The organism is Streptomyces sp. H39-S7, from assembly GCF_027158205.1.
GTDB lineage: Bacteria > Actinomycetota > Actinomycetes > Streptomycetales > Streptomycetaceae > Actinacidiphila.
This window is the reverse complement of sequence record NZ_JAPVLU010000007.1, coordinates 25227-41577: the sequence shown is the minus strand read 5'-3', so window position 1 is coordinate 41577 and position 16351 is coordinate 25227. Positions and strand designations below refer to the sequence as shown.

Annotated in this window: 10 protein-coding genes and 1 pseudogene; 2 read left to right on the top strand and 9 right to left on the bottom strand. The window is 74.7% G+C overall.

Annotated features, from left to right (window positions below):
* From O3X23_RS08555 to O3X23_RS08530, 6 genes and pseudogenes are all read right to left on the bottom strand, one after another.
* Positions 1–2256: an ATP-binding cassette domain-containing protein gene (locus O3X23_RS08555; RefSeq protein WP_269270602.1), complete on the bottom strand. Its 2256-nt coding sequence runs from the start codon at positions 2254–2256 to the stop codon at positions 1–3.
* Positions 2253–2468: a hypothetical protein gene (locus tag O3X23_RS08550; protein ID WP_269270787.1), complete on the bottom strand. Its 216-nt coding sequence runs from the start codon at positions 2466–2468 to the stop codon at positions 2253–2255. The genes O3X23_RS08555 and O3X23_RS08550 overlap by 4 nt, the downstream gene beginning before the upstream one ends.
* 78 nt (positions 2469–2546) lie before the next feature.
* Positions 2547–4598, bottom strand: a pseudogene (locus tag O3X23_RS08545) (ATP-binding cassette domain-containing protein); the annotation flags it as partial.
* The gene (locus tag O3X23_RS08540; RefSeq protein ID WP_269270601.1) at positions 4595–5461 is read right to left on the bottom strand and encodes an HlyD family efflux transporter periplasmic adaptor subunit; all 867 of its coding nucleotides are present in this window, start codon (positions 5459–5461) and stop codon (positions 4595–4597) included. The gene O3X23_RS08540 and the pseudogene O3X23_RS08545, both read right to left, overlap by 4 nt.
* A 5-nt stretch (positions 5462–5466) precedes the next feature.
* Positions 5467–6702, bottom strand: coding sequence for a cytochrome P450 (locus tag O3X23_RS08535; protein ID WP_269270600.1), 1236 nt, complete (start codon positions 6700–6702; stop codon positions 5467–5469).
* Positions 6703–6925: 223 nt separating this feature from the next.
* Positions 6926–7087, bottom strand: a complete 162-nt coding sequence (locus O3X23_RS08530) for a hypothetical protein (RefSeq protein WP_269270599.1) — start codon at positions 7085–7087, stop codon at positions 6926–6928.
* Between the two features lie 281 nt (positions 7088–7368).
* Between O3X23_RS08530 and O3X23_RS08525 the strand changes: the two genes are divergently transcribed.
* Positions 7369–8367, top strand: coding sequence for an ABC transporter ATP-binding protein (locus O3X23_RS08525; RefSeq protein WP_269270598.1), 999 nt, complete (start codon positions 7369–7371; stop codon positions 8365–8367).
* Positions 8364–9173, top strand: a complete 810-nt coding sequence (locus tag O3X23_RS08520; RefSeq protein ID WP_269270597.1) for an ABC transporter permease — start codon at positions 8364–8366, stop codon at positions 9171–9173. The genes O3X23_RS08525 and O3X23_RS08520 overlap by 4 nt, the downstream gene beginning before the upstream one ends.
* Before the next feature lie 29 nt (positions 9174–9202).
* Here O3X23_RS08520 and O3X23_RS08515 read toward each other — a convergent pair whose 3' ends face one another.
* The 3 genes from O3X23_RS08515 to O3X23_RS08505 are packed head-to-tail and all read right to left on the bottom strand — an operon-like array spanning position 9203 to position 16303.
* Entirely contained in the window at positions 9203–10204 is a 1002-nt protein-coding gene (locus O3X23_RS08515) for an alpha/beta hydrolase (RefSeq protein ID WP_269270596.1), read from the bottom strand.
* Entirely contained in the window at positions 10204–14550 is a 4347-nt protein-coding gene (locus O3X23_RS08510) for a beta-ketoacyl synthase N-terminal-like domain-containing protein (RefSeq protein ID WP_269270595.1), read from the bottom strand. The genes O3X23_RS08515 and O3X23_RS08510 overlap by 1 nt, the downstream gene beginning before the upstream one ends.
* Positions 14543–16303: a fatty acyl-AMP ligase gene (locus O3X23_RS08505; protein ID WP_269270594.1), complete on the bottom strand. Its 1761-nt coding sequence runs from the start codon at positions 16301–16303 to the stop codon at positions 14543–14545. The genes O3X23_RS08510 and O3X23_RS08505 overlap by 8 nt, the downstream gene beginning before the upstream one ends.
* Positions 16304–16351: the final 48 nt, after the last annotated feature.

The window sequence follows — 16351 nt, the reverse complement described above, 5'->3', positions numbered from 1 at the left end:
TCAGATCTCCTGGGGTCGGACGAGGCGGGTGAACAGCGGGTCGTGGTCGAGCAGTTCGTCGTAGGTCCCCGAGGCGGTGACCCGCCCGGCGTCCAGGACGTGGATACGGTCGGCCCGGCGGATGGTGCTGAGCCGGTGGGCGATGACGACGCGGGTGGTGGCGAGGGCTGCCACGGCGTCGGCGACGTGGGCCTGGGTGGCGTTGTCGAGGGCGGAGGTCGCCTCGTCGAGCAGCAGCACGGCGGGGCGCCGGACCAGCGCGCGGGCGAGCAGGATCCGCTGGATCTGGCCACCCGAGAACCCCTGGGCGTCCTCACCGATGCGCGTGCCCAAACCGAGCGGCAGGGAGCGGAGTTCGGCCGCGATGCCGGCCTGTTCCGCGGCGGCCCAGACGTCGTCCTCGGTGACGTCGGGGTCGGTGCCCGCCAGGTTCTCCAGCAGATTGCCGCGCAGCGTCCGCCCGTTCTGCAGGACGGTTCCCAACTGGCCGCGCACCAGGCGCAGGTCGAGGCCGGCGAGGTCCTGCCCGTCGTGGCGCACGGTGCCGGACTCGGGGACGTCGAAGCCCAGGATCAGCCGGATCAGGGTCGACTTTCCGGCGCCCGACGGTCCGACGACGGCGACGAACTCGCCCGCTTCGGCCCGCAGACTGATCCGGTCCAGGGCCGGCACCGCCGCGCCCGGGTAGCGGAAGGTCACCTCTTCGAGGGCGACCGAGCCGCCCAGCACGCCGGGGTCGCGGCGGTGCGGTCCCGAGGCGGGGACGGCGGGCGCCGCGAGCACCGGCCGCAGCCGGTCCAGTACCGGCGCGATGCCGTACGCGGTGGCCGCCGCGTGGGTCAACTGGCCGAGCGCCAGCGCCACCTGGCCGGCCGCGATGCCCGCCGCCATCAGGTGTCCGGCGGACACGCTCCCGGTGCCTCCGGCGGCGGCAGCCGCCAGCAGCACGGCGAGCAGCAGCGGCTGCAGCGCGGCGGTGACGGCGCCCGAGGCGGCGTCGGCGCGCATGGCAGCGGCGTCCGCGTGCTTCTGCCGGGCGAAGGGGCCGGCCCAGCGGGCGAAGGCCTGGATCTCGCGGCCCGCCGTCTGGAGCTTGTCGATGCCGAGCAGCAGCCCGTACAGCACGCCGTGCAGCCGGCCGTGCAGCGCGTACACCTCGGACTCGTACCGCTGCCTGCGCCGGCCCAGCAGGAGCAGGACGGTGACGGCGGCGACCGCGGCGAGCAGCAGCACCCCGCCGAGCCGCAGGTCCACGGTGAGCAGCAGCAGGAGGCCCGACAGGGAGAAGAACGCTCCCAGCACCGCGGAGACCAGCACCTCCGACAGGGCCTGGCGCGCCTCGGCCACCGCGTTGGCCCGGTGCACGAGGTCGCCGGTGGAGAAGTCCCGGAAGAACCGGGCGTCGTGGGTGAGCAGCCGGTCCCAGACGGCCGGCTCCAGCGCCGCTTGGATGCGTCCGGTCAGCCGCACGGCGGCGGTGTTGCGGACCAGCAGGAGCAGCAGTCCCGCCGCGGAGGCCGCGCCGAGCAGCAGCGCCAGCCAGCGCAGCGGGTGGCCGTCGGCGGCCAGCAGGCGCGGCATGAGCAGCCCGGCGCTCAGCGGAACGAGCAGCGTCAGGACGGCGGTGAGCAGGCCGGTGCCCGCCAGGACCGCCAGGTCGCCCCGGGTTCCGGGGGCGCCGAGCGCGAAGCGCAGCAGTGAGCCGGGGGTCGGGGTGCCGGGCGGCAGCGGCCGGTAGAGCAGCAGCGCCTGGCGCGAGCAGGCGGGCCCCGGCCGGCGCCGTCCCCGGCCGCCGCTCCCGGCCGCCGGGTCGTACAGCAGGTGGCCGCGGCCGCGCGGCACGAGGGCCAGCGGGCGGCCGTCGGCGGCGGCGAACGCGATCATCGCACCGGCGGTGCCGCCGGGATCACCGTGACCGTCCGCGCCCGCCGGCAGGGTGACCTGCCGCCAGCGCACTCCCAGCCGGCGCAGCAGCGCGACCAGCGGATCGCGGGCCGTGCGTACCGCGGCGGGCGGTTCGGCCGGCACCTCGATCCCCAGGGCGGGGCCGAGGGCCGCCAGGACGGCGCGGGCGTGGGCGGCGGGGTCCGGCGGCGGGACGGCGACCGCGCGGGCCTCCCGGCCCGGCCGGCGGGCGGCCGGGGCCAGGCTGTCGAGCGCGGCCGCCAGGGTCGCGCGGTTGGCCGCCGCCGTCGCGTTCAGTGCGGCCGTCGCGGCATCGGTCCGGCCGCGCTCCGCCTGCTGAGTGGGCGTCATGACTGCTCCTGCACGGGACGGTTCGGAGTCGGCGAGTCGGCCGGCGGTTCGGTGGGCGGTTCGGCGGGCGCACCGGCCTCGGACAGCAGCGTCCGGTAGCGGCCCGGTACCGCGGCCAGTTCCGCCGGGGTGCCCTGCTGGACGACGCGGCCGCCCTCCAGGACCACCACCCGGTCGGCGGACCGCACGGTGCTCAGCCGGTGGGCGAGCACCAGGCAGCTCGCGCCGCGCCGGCGGAGGTGTGTGTTGACCAGCGCCTCGGTGCGCGCGTCCAGCGCGGAGGTCGCCTCGTCGAGGACCAGCAGCGGGGGGTCGAGGGCCAGCGCGCGGGCCAGTTCCAGCCGCTGCCGCTCACCGCCGGACAGGTTCCGCGCGTCCTCCTCGATCCGGCCGGCGTCCAGGCCGCCGCGTCCGCGGACCAGATCGGCCGCCTCGGCGTCGGCCAGCGCCCGGTGCAGGGCGCCCGCGTCGGCCGCCGGCTACCACAGCGTGAGGTTGTCGCGGATGGTGCCCTCGAAGAGCCGCAGCCGCTGCTCCACGTAGGCGACCTGGCTGGTGACCACGGCGCGGGGCAGTGATTCGCGCGGCACGCCGTCCAGCAGTACCTCGCCGGTCCAGGGCCGCAGCACCCCGGCGGCGAGCCGGGCGAGCGTGGACTTCCCGCTGCCGCTCGATCCGACGACCGCGACCCACTCCCCCGGCCGCACGGTCAGCGAGATGCCCTCCAGGGTGGCCGGCCGGTTGGGGTCGTACCCGAAGGACACGTCCCGCAGCTCCAGCAGGCCGCTGAGCGCGACAGGCCCGGCCGATCCGTCCACGGGGTCCAGGACGGCCGTCAGATAGGGGTCGGGCTCGGAGAGCTCGACGTCGTCGAGGAGCGCGGACTGCGCCCGTGCCATCGTCAGCTCGGAGCCGGTGCCGACGAGTTGGGTGACCGGCAGGAGGAACCCGTTGAGCAGCAGCAGGAAGGCCAGCAGGGTGCCGACGCTCACGCTGCCGCCGATCAGCAGCGCGGTGCCGGCCACCACGACGGCCGCGGTGCCCGCCGTGGTGAGCGCGGTCGGCAGCGAGAGCGGTACGAGGACGGCGGTGGCGACGTTCTGCGCGGTGTCCATGGCCCGCGCCTGCCAGCCGGACCAGGAGCGGAAGAACGAGTCCTCGGCGCCTTCGGCCTTCAGCGTCTCGATGGCGGAGATCCCGGCGAAGGCCACCCCGTCGCGCTTGTGCTGCTCGGAGTGGAGTTGGTGCAGCATCCCGCCGCGCCGCCGGTCGGCGAGCTTCAGGGCCGCGACGTCGATGACGGCCACCGCCACCGGCACCAGGGCCAGCCGGGGTTGCAGCCAGAACAGGGCGGTGAGGTGCGCGGCAGCGGTGGCGGCCGCGGCCGCCGCCCCGGCGGCACGGTAGGAGAGCAGCGCCGAGAGCCCGTCGTTGATCTGGACCCTGGTGACCAGGCCGCCGAGCTGCCTGCGGTGGAAGAACGATCCGGGCAGCCGCAGCATGCGCCACAGGAATCCGGTCGAGGTGCGGGCCGCCATGGAGGCCAGCACCCGGTTGACGACGCTCTGCTGCAGCCAGGTGCCGAGCAGCACCGCGGCGGCCGAACCGCCGGTGGCCAGCACGAGCGGGGTCGCCCAGGCACCGGTTCCGCCGAGCGTCACCGAGGTGAGGTAGGCCCGGAGCAGGAACGCCGCGGCCATCGCGGGAACGGTGAGCACCACCGCGACCAGCACGGCGGCGAACAGCGCGAACCCGTAGGGCCGCACTCGCGACAGCAGTCCCCGCAGGAAGGGGAACCGGGCGCCGCCGCGTTCGAAGCCGGGGCCGGGTTCGAAGCCGACCGCGATGCCCGCGAAGGAGTCCCAGAACTCCGCCGGGGTCGCCGAATGGCTGCCCAGTGAAGGGTCGTTGACGCGGACCCGGCCGCGTTTGATGCCTTCGAAGACCGCGAAGTGCGGTCCGGTGACGAGCACCATCGAGGGCACCGGCACGGACTCCAGGCCCAGCAGCCGGTCCTCGCCGCGCACCACCCGGCGGCCCCGTGCCACCAGGCCGTAGCGGCCCGCGGCACGGGCCACCGCGGCGGCGCTCACGCCGTCACGGGAGACACCGCAGGAGCGTGACGCCTCGTGCAGGGTCGTGCGGCGGCCGAACGCGCCCAGGACGATCGCGAGGCAGGCGGCCCCGCAGTCCTGCTCCTCCATCTGCGGGACGACGGGTGTCCGCAGATGGCGGCGCCGGCGCGGCACGCGGGCGGCTTTCGGCTCAGGAGTGGGGCTCACGGCAGCGGCCTTCGGTTGCCGGTCCCGCTGTTCCTCCGCGGTGCGGGTGTCGAGGCTCATCGTCCGGCCCCCGTACCCAGGATGACCTGGTAGGGGCGGCGCGAGCCGAGATCGACGGAGACGTCCACGGACACCGGGCCGAACGTCGCGGGGAGCGCGGCGGCCCCGCCGTCCGGCACGGCGGTGATCGTCCAGACCGGGTCCGCGCCCGCCCCCAGGTCGTCCCCGCCGAGCGGCAGCACGCCGTCGAGCGAGTCGGCGCGGGCGGGGTAGGGGTCCACGGCGGTGATGTGGGCGCGCACCGTGCCGGACGGCAGCGGCAGCAGGACGGACTGGCCGGGTCGCAGGCGTGCCAGGTCCCGGGCGGAACCGGTGTAGAGCCGCAACGTGGCTGGTTCGCCGGCCGGATCGAGGGTGAGCAGCGCGGCGCCGGCCGTCAGCGTGCCGCCGGGCGCGGTCAGCACGGCGGCGACCGTGCCGTCCGCCGGGGAGCGGAGCTCGGCGGTGCCGCCCTGGCCGGGCCCGGGGGTGCGCAGCAGCGCGAGGAGCTGTCCGCGGGTGACCGGGTCCCCCGGGCGGACCCGCAGGTCGAGCACCGTACCGGCGACGTCGGCGCGGGCGAGGACCGGTGCGGGCCCGTGGGCCAGTACGCCGGGCAGCGACAGGGTGTTGGGGAGCGACCCCCAGCCCGCCCAGGCGCCGCCCGCCCCCAGGGCGAGTACCAGTGCGACGAGCGCGGAGCCGAGTCGGCTCCCGATGACACGGACCGGGCGGTCGAGGCCCGGTTCGAGCTGTGCGGCGGCCGCCGCGGCGGCGATCGTCACCGCCTGAGGGGACGGACCCGTTCGCTCCGCTCGCGCGGGCGGTTCTCCGTCGGGGACGGCCGGGGCGGTGTTCGCGGTGGTCGGGACCGTGGTCGTCATCGCCGTCACACCCCCGCGCCGAGGGCGGTGAGCTGCCGGGCCTCGACGGGCAGTTCCCGCAGCCCGCCGAAGACGAACTGCTCGCTCCACCGGGCGGTGCTCTCGTCGAGCGGAGTGCTCAGTTCCCGCTCGGCGCCTGCCGCGGCGAGCAGGGCCAGGACCGTTCCGCCGGCCATCAGGGACAGCGGAGCGCCCAGGCAGTGGTGCGGCCCGTGTCCGAAGGCCAGGTGTCGGCGCTCCGCCCGGGCCGGGTCGAATCGATCGGGGTCGGGGAAGCGGCGGGGATCGCGGTTGGCGGCCGCGTACAGCAGCAGCACCACCCGTCCCGCGGGCAGCAGGGTGTCGCCGACCCGTACGTCGCCGCCCAGTCCGCGGGCGCTGGCCCGGACCGGGCTGCCCAGCCGCTGGCACTCGTCGAAGACAGCCTCGGCGGTGTCCGGTCGCGCGCGGATCCCGGCGGCGAGCCCGGGGTTCCTCAGCAGTTGCCAGGCGGCGACCGCGAGGCCGGAGGTGAGGGTTTCGAGTCCGTTGGCGAAGAGCATGACGACGAAGGCGAGCAGGTCCTCGTCGTCCAGCCGGCCCGCGTCCCTGGCCTGGACGAGGCGGCTGATCAGATCGTTGCCGGGGCGCGCCGCCCGGGCGGCGCACAACTCCTCGACCCAGTCGCGGAACCCCTCGAACTCGGCGTCGAGCGCGGCGGTCCGCTCCGCGCCGGCGAAGGGGTCGAGCAGGGAGCGTGCGACCAGTCCGGCCCAGCCGGTCACCCGCTCGCGTTCCTCGGGCGGCACGTCGAGGATCGCGCACGACACCGCGACGGGCAGTGGCACGGCGAGGTCGGCGACCAGGTCGAAGGAGCCGGCGGCCAGCAGGGGCGCGAGCAGTTCCTCGGTGGTGGCCTCGATCCTGGCGCGGATCTCGGCGAGCCGGCGGGCGCTGAACGCGGCGGTGGCGAGGCGCTTGAGGCGGGTGTGGTCGGCGCCGTCCCGCATCGGCAGGGTGCGGGCGATCACCTGGGCCAGCGCGGAGGAACCGGGGCGGTCGAGCCCGATCGCGGCGGGGTCCACCGCGGTTCCGGGGTGCATCAGGACGGTGACGATCTCCTCGTAGCCGGAGATGACGTGGACGCGTCCCAGGTCCAGTACCGGGGCCTCGGTCAGCAGCCGCCGGTAGAGCCCGGCGGGGTCGCGTCGCGCGGCCGGGTCCTGGATGAACCGCGTGAGCTGGTGGCGGAGGCTTTCCATGCCCGGTTCTCCTTGTCGGTCCGTGGGTTGGGCGGTCTTTGGGTTCGTTTCGTGGGGTGCCGGGTGCGGGAAGAGGGGCGCCCCGGTGGGACCGTGTCGGTCCCACCGAGGCGCGGATTCCCGCGGCCGTGGCGGGCCGGCGGAGCGGTGACGCCCGCCGGCCCGGCCTCAGTCGGCCGCTACTGCGTCAGGCTCGGAGGCCTTGCCAACCGTGACCGTGAGGTCAGTTGGAGACCGAGCTGAAGGACGAGACCGGGCAGGCCGCGGAGAGCAGCGAGCTGACGCTGATGCCGCCGGAGACGGTGTCCAGCTCCTCGACCTCGATGTCGAACTGCTCGGTCTCGGCGACAGCGGCGGTCTCGGTGATGTTCTTGTCGTCAGCCATGGCCGACTCCTCTCGATTCACGGCGCCGGACCCTGGTGGGCCGGTCCGCCGTTTCCCTCGTCCCCTTCGGCTTCCGGTTTTCCCGGCCGCTTCCGGCGATGAGAGAAATATGCACCCGTGGGCCGTCCGCACATCAGTGGAGAATGTCAGAAACACCGCCTGCAAAATGTCATACCGCTTTCTTATGACGTTCTACATATTCACTGAACCCGCAGCTCAGGAAGGTAAAATGAATTCATGTCCCCTTGCAGACCTTCTCTGGTACCGCGCACCATGTGCCTATGAAAGAAACTCCTGAAGTCATAGAAGTCGCAGAATTGCGGCAGTCCTACGGGGACTACGAGGCGGTACGCGGAGTGTCGTTCACCGTCCGGCGCGGGGAACTGTTCGCGCTGCTGGGAACCAACGGGGCCGGCAAGACCACGACCCTCGAAGTCGTCGAGGGTTACCGGCCGCCCACCTCGGGCTCCGTGCGGGTGCTGGGCCTGGATCCCTACGCGGACGGGCCCGCGCTCCGCCGCAGGACCGGGGTGATGCTCCAGGAGGGCGGCTTCTTCAAGGAGTTGACCGTCCGGGAGACGGTGGACGCCTGGCGCCGCTTCACCGGGCGGGCCCGCGCCACCGCCGACGTCCTCGGCCGGGTGGGGCTCGACAGCAAGGCGGGCACCCGCGTCGGACAGCTCTCGGGGGGTGAGCGCCGCCGGCTGGACCTCGCGCTCGCCGTGCTCAACGACCCCGAACTGCTCTTCCTCGACGAGCCCACCACCGGCATGGACCCCGAGGCACGCCGCACCACCTGGCAGCTCGTCAGGGAGCTGCGCGCGGCCGGCACCACCGTGGTCCTGACCACGCACTACCTGGAGGAGGCCCAGCAGCTCGCCGACCGCGTCGCCATCATGGACGCGGGCCGCGTCACGGCCACCGGCACCGTCGCCGAGGTGCTGTCCGGGCAGCGCACCCGGATCACGTTCCCGCTGCCGCTCGGCGCCACCGCCGCGGACCTGCCGCGCCTTCCCGGCGCCGACCTGGCCGTACGGGGTGACGCGGTGTCCTACGCCGTCGCCCGGACGGCGCCCGCGCTGGCCGTGCTGCACGAATGGGCCGGCGCGCTCGGCGTCGAACTCGACGGCATAGAGGTGCGGCAGGCCTCGCTGGAGGATGTGTTCCTCGCCCTGGCGGCCGACCGGCCGGCGGCTCCGGCAGCTCCGGCAGCTCCGGCAGCTCCGACCGACCACGACCCCGTACGGCCCGACCACCACAGCAAGGCGGCGGCACGATGACCTGGACCCGCTACGCCCACGGCCAGCTCCTGCTGTCCTGGAAGGTGTTCTGGCGCAACCGCCGCTCCACCTTCATCGGCTTCCTGCTCCCCGTCCTGCTGGACCTGTTCGTCGCGGCGCCGCTGCGCGACAGGGAGATCGGCGGGGTCAACGCGGCTGGCTACGTCACCGTCGGCTTCATCGGGCTGGCGCTCGTCACCTCCTTCGTCAACCTCCTCAACGCGGTCGTCGCCCGCCGCGACGATCTGGTGCTCAAGCGGCTGCGCGGCACGGAAGTGCCTCCCAGTGCCGTCTTCGCCGGGCAGATCGGCGCGAGCGCCATCGTCGTCCTGCTGCAGACCGTGGTCCTGGGCGCCCTCGCCGTCGGCCTGTTCCACGCGCCGCCGCCCGCCGACCCGGCGCTGCTGCTGCTCGCCCTGGCCTCGGGCTATCTGCTGTTCGCCCTGCTCGCCGTGGCGCTGTCCGGGCTGACGCCGAGCGCCGAGACGTCCCCGCTGGTCGCGACGCCCGTCCTCATGCTGTGCATGTTCGGCGCGGGCGTCGCCACTCCCCTGTCCTCCCTGCCGTCCTGGCTGCAGGGGCCGGCGCACGCCCTGCCGCTGACCCCGGTCGTACAGGCGCTGCGCACCGCCTGGTTCGGCCGGACCTTCGGCCACGAGAGCTGGAACGGCGGCCCGTTGGCCGGTCTCTCCTTCCTGGACACCTGGCAGTCCGCCGTCCCCGCCCTGCTGATCACCGCTCTGTGGACGGCCGGGGTGCTGCTGGCCGCCCGGCGCCTGTTCCGCTGGGAGCCGCGGCGCGCCTGAGCCCGGCCCCTGTGCGGCCGCTCAGCCGGTCACAGTCCCAGGGCCTGGGAGAGGAGCGGCCAGGACGTCTTGTACTCGTTGCGCCAGTAGGTCCAGCTGTGGGTGCCGCCGAGGTAGAAGTGGGTCTGGGCGGGGATGCCGAGCTGGTTGAGCCGGGCGGCGAAGCTCTGGGAGGCGGGCCACAGGGTGGTCTCCAGGGCCTCGGCGCTCAGCTCCCCGTTCCCGCCGACGACGCCGGTGCCGGAGGAGAGGTAGAGGCTGGTGCCGGTCAGCTTCGAGGCCACGGCGTAGGGGTTCTGGGCGTTCCACAGCGGGCTCTGGAAGATCGGCGAGCCCCACAGCGCCCACGGCAGGAGGCCCTCACGCCCCACGATGAGCTGCACGACGACCGGCATACCGGGCAGCGTCGTGTGCAGGACCCCGCTGTACGAGGCGGCCGCCTTGAACGTCCCGGGGTGCCGGGCGGCGAACGCGATGGCGCCCCAGCCCCCGGTGGACACACCGCCGATGGCCCGCGCCGTGCCGGCCCGGTAGTTCTGCTGCAGCAACTGGACCAACTCGGTGACCTGGAAGGTCTCGTAGTCCGGCTTGTTGGAGCCGAAGTTCCACCAGGTGCTGGGGATACCGGTAGGGCCCGACGACGGCATGGCGACGATGACCTGCTTGTCCGCGGTGAACTGCTTGATGTCGGTCTCACGGGTCCAGGAGGTGTAGTCGTCGTGCGCGCCCTGGAGCAGGTAGAGCACCGGCCAGGTGCGGGTGGCCTGGGCGGACCAGCCGGCGGGAACCAGCAGCCGCGTCGCGACGGTGCCGCCGACCGCCGGGGAGTTGATCTGCAGGTCGACGGTGCGGCTGTCGAGCCACGTCTCGGAGACGATGGAGGCACCGTCCAGGGCGGTGCGGGCCGGCGCGGCCGGCGTGGCGGCGGGGGCGAGCGCGGTGGGGCCGAGGGTCAGTGCGGCGGTCGCCGCGAGGATGGCCGCCGCGGTGACGGCGGCGCGGGAGGTAAGGCGGCGGCGCTGTGTGTGCATCAGATCCCTCTTGTCGTGTCCGGGTTGAGGCCGAGGTCGTGGTTGAGTCGTGCGGCGAGGTCGTCGACCGCGGGCGGATCGAGCAGGGACAGGTGGTCTCCCTCGATCGGTGTGACGGAGAGGTCCTGGCAGGACCCGTCCCAGCCGAGCGCCTCGTCGGTACGGATGTAGCGGGCGTCCTGGACGGTGTGCGGCGCGCTGCGCGTGGCCCGGTAGAGCAGCGTGCGGCCGGCGTAGGGGCGCGGGGTGTGCCGTTCGCCGCTGCGCAGGTCCAGATACGAGGTGCGCTGGTGTTCCAGCACGGCGGCGGGGAGGTCCGCCGCCTGCTCCAGCGCCTTGACCACCAACGCGATCTGCCCGGCGTCGTCGAGTGTCGCGAGCTCCTCGTAGGGCAGCGGCAGCGGGCTGCCGTAGGTGCGCCCGACGTACGCGGCGAAGTCCGCGAAGCGGCGGCGGGCCTCCTCCAGCGGCGGCAGTTCGGGGACGGGCAGCGGCAGCACGCTGTCGATCAGGATCAGCGCGGGCACGCTCCCGTCGGCGGCCAGCAGCCGCGCCGTCTCCTGGGCGACCACCCCGCCGTAGGACCAACCGCCGAGCAGCCACGGACCCTGCGGCCGGGTCTCCCGGACCAGCCGCGCGTACGCCGCCGCCCGCTCGTGGACCGCGTCGGGGCCGGGCAGCCGCTCCAGCCCGTAGCAGGGCTGGTCGTCGCCGAGCCGCTGGACGAGGGCGCGGTAGACGGCGGTGGAGCCGCCCGCCGGATGGATCAGGAAGAGCGGTGGCCGGCTGCCGCCCTCCCGCAGGACGCGCAGCGGACCGCTGACGGGGGCCTCCAGGCGCGGGCGCAGCAGTCCGGCGATGCCCGCGACGGTGGCCGGGCCGCGCAGCAGATCCGCTGCCGGCACCTCCCAGCCGGCGCGCTCGGACAGCACCTGGGCCAGCTTCGCCCGCCGCTCCGCGGGCAGTTCTTGCAGGCCCAGGTCGTCCTCGGCGCCGGGCGGCCGGCCGCCGGCGACGCTCTGCCAGGCGCCGGCGACCATGCGCTCGGCTGCGTCCCGGGGCAGCACCCCGGTGAACCCGTCCCCGGACGACGGCTCCGACCCGTCGTCGTCCGGCGCTTCCAGCCAGTCGGCGAGCGCGGCGACGGTGCCGCCCCGCAGCAGCACCCGCGGTTCGACGACGGTGCCGAAGTCCCGTGCGACGGCGGCCAGGATGCGGGCGGCCATCAGGGAGTCGAGCCCGAGTTCGGTGAGCGGTGTCCCTGGGTCGATGTGCTCCGGCGCGTACCCCATGACCTGGGCCACGTGCTCCCGCAGCCGGTCGACGACGGTCCTGGGGCGGGCGACCGGGTCCTCGACGACGGGAACCGGCAGGGACTCGGGCTCCTGCCGCCGCGCCGCCAGCCGCCCCTTCACCCAGTAGTCGCGGTGCCGCCAGCCACCGCTCGGCACATCCACGATCCGCCCGCCCCCGTGCAGGGCGCCGCCGTCGACGGGCACCCCGCGCACCAGCTGCCCCGCCAGGCCGTGCCGGAACGAGAAGGCGTCGTCGGCGTTGCGGCGCAGCGTCGCGAACAGCGCCGTGCCCGCTGTGTCCGCCGTGTCCGAGGCCCGCAGCGTCTCGGCGAGCGGATGCAGTTGCGTGGGGTGCGGGGAGACCTCGACGAACAGCCGGTGCCCGTCGGCCGCCGCGGCGGCGACCGCCTGGGCGAACCGCACGGGTCGGCGCAGACCCGCCACCCAGTAGCCGGTGTCGAAGACCGGCACCTCGCGGGGCGAGTCCAGGACGGTGCCGTAGAAGGGAACGCGGGGCGGTGTGTGCGCCACCGCGCCGAGTTGTTCGGCCAGTGGGCCGAGGAGCGGATCGACCTGCGGGGAGTGCCCGGCGGCCGTGACCCCGAGCGAACGGGCGAGCCCGCCCTCCCGTTCCACCCGGGCGATCAGGCCGCCGATGTCGTCCGCGGTACCGGTGACGACGCTCTGGCCGGGCGACGAGTGGACGGCGACCCGCAGGCTGGGCCACTCCACGGCGTGCGCGGTCACCTGCGCGGCGGAGATTTCCACCACGGCCATCGCCCCGCCCGACAGACCGTCGAGCAGCCGGGAGCGGGTCGCGATGACGCGGGTCCCGGTCTCGACGTCGAGAGCTCCGGCGACCACGGCGGCGGCGACCTCGCCCATGGAGTGGCCGATGACGGCCGCCGGTTCGATCCCGTACGCGCGCCAGAGCCCGGCCAGGGCGACCTGGAGCGCGTACAGCACCGGCTGCACGACCGACGGGGACGACAGCTCCGCGCCGGGTTCCAGCAGTTCGCGCAGCGTGAGGCCCGCGTGCTCGAGCAGCAGGGGTTCCAGCAGCTCCACGGCCTCGGCGAACGCGGGTTCCGCCGTCAGCAGCCGGCGGGCCATGCCCGGCCACTGGGAGCCGTAGCCGGAGAACACCCAGACGGGCCGGGCGCTCTCGACGGCCGGACCGCCGGTGACGACCGCTGGATGGGGCCGGCCCTCGGCGAGGCAGGCGAACGCCTCCGCGGCGTCCTCACGGCTGCCCGCGACGACCGCCGCGCGGTACCGGCCGCGACCGGTGCGGCCGTGCAGCGTACGGGCGACGTCCTCGATCGTGGCCCCCCGGGCCGCGGACGACGTCAGCCAGTCGCTCAGCCCCGCCGCGTCCGCACGCAGCCGGGCGGCGGACAGCGCGTCCAGGAGGGTGACCGATGGCGCTGCCCCGGGCGGCGGCGCCCGGTGCGGCGCGGGACGGTACTCCTCCAGCACGACATGCGCGTTGGTGCCGCCGAACCCGAAGGCGGAGACTCCCGCGGTGGCCCGGCCCGAGTACCGCGGCCAGGGCTCCGGGGCGTCGACCACCCGCAGCCCCAGCGCGTCGAAGTCGATGAGCGGGTTGGGGGTGCCGAAGTTGCGGTGCGGCGGGAGCTCGTCGTGGTGCAGCGCCAGCACCGTCTTGACCAGCCCGGTGATGCCGGCCGCGGCCTCCAGGTGGCCGACGTTGGTCTTCGCGGAGCCGATGAGCAGTGGCTGGTCCGGTTCACGGCCCCGGCCGAGTACGGCCCCCAGGGCGTGCGCCTCGATGGGGTCGCCGAGCGCGGTGCCCGTGCCGTGCGCCTCGACGTAGTCCAGTTCGCCGCCGTCACCGGCGTGCGCCTGCTCCAGCAGGGCGCGCTGGGCCTCGGGGTTGGGGGCCAGCAGCCCGTTGGAGCGGCCGTCGGAGTTGACGGCGGTCGACCGGATGACGGCGAGGACGCGGTTGCCGTCCCGCTCGGCGTCGGACAGCCGCTTGAGGACGACGACCGCGCAGCCCTCGCCGCGCACCATGCCGTCGGCCGCCGCGTCGAAGGTCTTGCAGCGCCCGTCGGGCGCGAGCGCCCCCGCGCGCTGGAACGCCAGGGTCAGCGCGGGCGACAGCAGCAGGTTCACCCCGCCGGCGAGGGCCGTGTCGGTCTCGCCGGACACCAGGCTGCGGACGGCGTGGTGCACCGCGACCAGCGACGAGGAGCAGGCGGTGTCGACGGCGAGGCTGGGACCGCGCAGGTCCAGCGCGTACGAGAGGCGGTTCGCGGCGATGCTCAGGGCGGCGCCCGGCGGGGTCCACGCGTCGACCGCGTCCAGGTCGGCGGTGGTGAGCTGGGCGTATTCGTTGCCGCTGATCCCGATGAACACACCGGTGCTGGTCCCGGCCAGGCCGGGCGCGGGGATGGCGGCGTGGTCCAGGCTCTCCCGGGCCACCTCCAGCAGCAGTCGCTGCTGCGGGTCCATGAGGGTGGCCTCGTGCGGGGAGATGCCGAAGAACTCGGCGTCGAACCCGGCGACATCGGGCAGGAAGGCGCCGTGGCGGCTGATGCCCTCGGGCGGCGCGCCGTCGGGGAGGAACGGACCCCACCGCCCTTCGGGCAGCGTGCCGACCGCGTTGCCGCCCGTGCTCAGCAGCTCCCAGAAACCGGCCGCGGAGGTGATGCCGCCCGGGAGCCGGCAGCCGATACCGACGACGGCGACCGCACCCGGCCAGGCCACGGGCGGCGGTGCCGGCGCGATCCGGGGAGCGGGCGCCACGGTGCCGCTCTCCCGCTCCGCGGCCTCGACCATGGACAGCAGCCGGCCCAGCGTCGGCGCCTCCCACAGCAGGGTCGCGGGCAGTTGGACCGAGGTGAGGGCGCGCAGTTCGGCGGTGAGGGCGACCGCGTCCCGTGAGGTGATGCCGAGTTCCGCGAACGGCCGGTCGTCGTCGATGTCGGCCGGGACGAGCCCGTACCACTGGGAGAGCCGCGAGACGATCGTGCGGCGCAGCTCGCCCGCGACGGCCGACTCCCCCGCCTCCGTGCCGTCACTCACCGGCCGCTGCCTCCTTCGCGTACGCGTCCTCGTACGCGCCCGCCAGGTACCGCTCGCGGCAGGCGGAACGGGAGACCTTGCCGCTGGAGGTGCGCGGCACCGCGCCGGGCGGCACGAGGAGCAGCCGGGTCAGCCGTACCCCGTGCCGGGCGGAGATCCGGGCGCGGGCGGCCCGCTCCGCCGCGGCGCACAGCTCCGGGGTGACGTCGAGGTCGCGGGCGTGCTCGGCGACGGCGACCACCTCGTCGGACCGGCCGTCGCCGGTGACGGTGAACAGCGCGAGCCGGTCGCGGCGTACGCAGTCCAGGGAGGACTGGACGGTCTCCTCCAGATCCTGCGGGTAGTGGTTGCGGCCGTCCACGATCAGCAGGTCCTTCAGCCGTCCGGTGACCTGGAGCCGTCCTTCGTGCAGGGCGCCGAGGTCGCCGGTGCGCAGCCAGTCGCCCTCTTCACCGGGGATGCGGGAGGCGAAGGACGCCTGCGAACGGCCGGTCCGCTTCCAGTAGCCGAGGCCGATGTTGGGACCGCGCAGCCGGATCTCCCCGATCCGGTCCTCGGGCAGCACGAGCCCCGTCGCCGGGTCCGTGATGCGCAGCTCCTGTCCCACCGGCATGCCGCAGCCGACCAGTTCGGTGGCCAGGGCGTCGTCGTCCGCGCACGGCCGGATCTCCCCCGCCGCCAGCGCCTCGCGGTCGCAGACCAGCGTCCGCGGCGGGTCGGCGGGCGGATCGGTGGTGACGAAGACGGTGGCCTCGGCGAGCCCATAGGAGGGGCAGTGCGCCTCGGGCGGCAGTCCGGCGTGGGCGAAGGCGCGCTGGAAGCGCTCGACGGTGCCCGGCCGTACGGGTTCACTGCCGTTGATCATGACGTGGACGCGGTCCAGCCGCAGCGGTTCGGCCTGCTCCGTGTCGATTCGGGTGGCGCAGTAGTCGTAGGCGAAGTTGGGGGCGGCGCTGATGGTGCCCGGGTAGGCGCCGAGCAGCCGCAGCCAGCGCACCGGCCGCTCCAGGAAGGAGACCGGGTCCATCAGCACCGATGGCAGGCCGGCCAGGACGGGCGCGGCGACGCTCAGCACCAGGCCCATGTCGTGGAAGAGCGGCAGCCAGCCGACGCTGGTGTTGCCGTCCGCGGTCGCGTCGAACGCCGTGACGGCTTGCCGGGCGTTGGCGACGACGTTGCCGTGGCTGATCATCACCCCGGCGGGGACCCGGGTGGAACCCGACGTGTACTGGAGGTAGGCGATGTCGTCCAGTTCCGGTACCGGCAGCGGCCGTTCCGGGTCCGGGAGGGGTTCCGCGCCGGCTGGCCGGTCGATGCGCAGGACCGGCACGTGCGGGATCCCGCGCTCGGACGCGAAGGCCGCGAGGACGGGGGCGGTCGCGGTGTCGGTCAGGATGCAGGACGGTTCGCAGTCGTCGAGCACGGCGGCGAGCCGGTCGGCGTGCCCCGGCAGGTCGGGGCTGAACAGCGGGACGGCGATCACCCCCGCGTAGAGGCAGCCGAGGAAGGCCGCCACGTACCCCAGTCCCTGGGGCAGCATCAGCGCGGCCCGCTCACCGGGGCCCACGTCGGCCCGCAGCCGCCAGGCGATCGTGCGGGCCTGGCTGTCCAGTCGCTTCCAGGTCAGGCTGCGGTGCCGGCCCGGTGAGTCGGGGGTGGGGAAGTCGACGAAGGTGAAGGCCCGCTGGGTACCGCGCTCGGTGGACCAGCGGCGGAGGGACTCGGTCAGCGGAAGGGGACGCGCGGGGGGCATGGGACTCCAGAGGGTGGGGGCGCGAGGGGGACCGCTCTCAGAGGGGGT

What these genes read in the sequence shown, in the direction of transcription:
- O3X23_RS08555 (WP_269270602.1), bottom strand. Translation starts at nt 2,256, where the DNA reads ATGACGCCCACTCAGCAGGCGGAGCGCGGCCGGACCGATGCCGCGACG.
- O3X23_RS08540 (WP_269270601.1), bottom strand. Translation starts at nt 5,461, where the DNA reads ATGACGACCACGGTCCCGACCACCGCGAACACCGCCCCGGCCGTCCCC.
- O3X23_RS08535 (WP_269270600.1), bottom strand. Translation starts at nt 6,702, where the DNA reads ATGGAAAGCCTCCGCCACCAGCTCACGCGGTTCATCCAGGACCCGGCC.
- O3X23_RS08530 (WP_269270599.1), bottom strand. Translation starts at nt 7,087, where the DNA reads ATGGCTGACGACAAGAACATCACCGAGACCGCCGCTGTCGCCGAGACC.
- O3X23_RS08525 (WP_269270598.1), top strand. Translation starts at nt 7,369, where the DNA reads ATGAAAGAAACTCCTGAAGTCATAGAAGTCGCAGAATTGCGGCAGTCC.
- O3X23_RS08520 (WP_269270597.1), top strand. Translation starts at nt 8,364, where the DNA reads ATGACCTGGACCCGCTACGCCCACGGCCAGCTCCTGCTGTCCTGGAAG.
- O3X23_RS08515 (WP_269270596.1), bottom strand. Translation starts at nt 10,204, where the DNA reads ATGCACACACAGCGCCGCCGCCTTACCTCCCGCGCCGCCGTCACCGCG.
- O3X23_RS08505 (WP_269270594.1), bottom strand. Translation starts at nt 16,303, where the DNA reads ATGCCCCCCGCGCGTCCCCTTCCGCTGACCGAGTCCCTCCGCCGCTGG.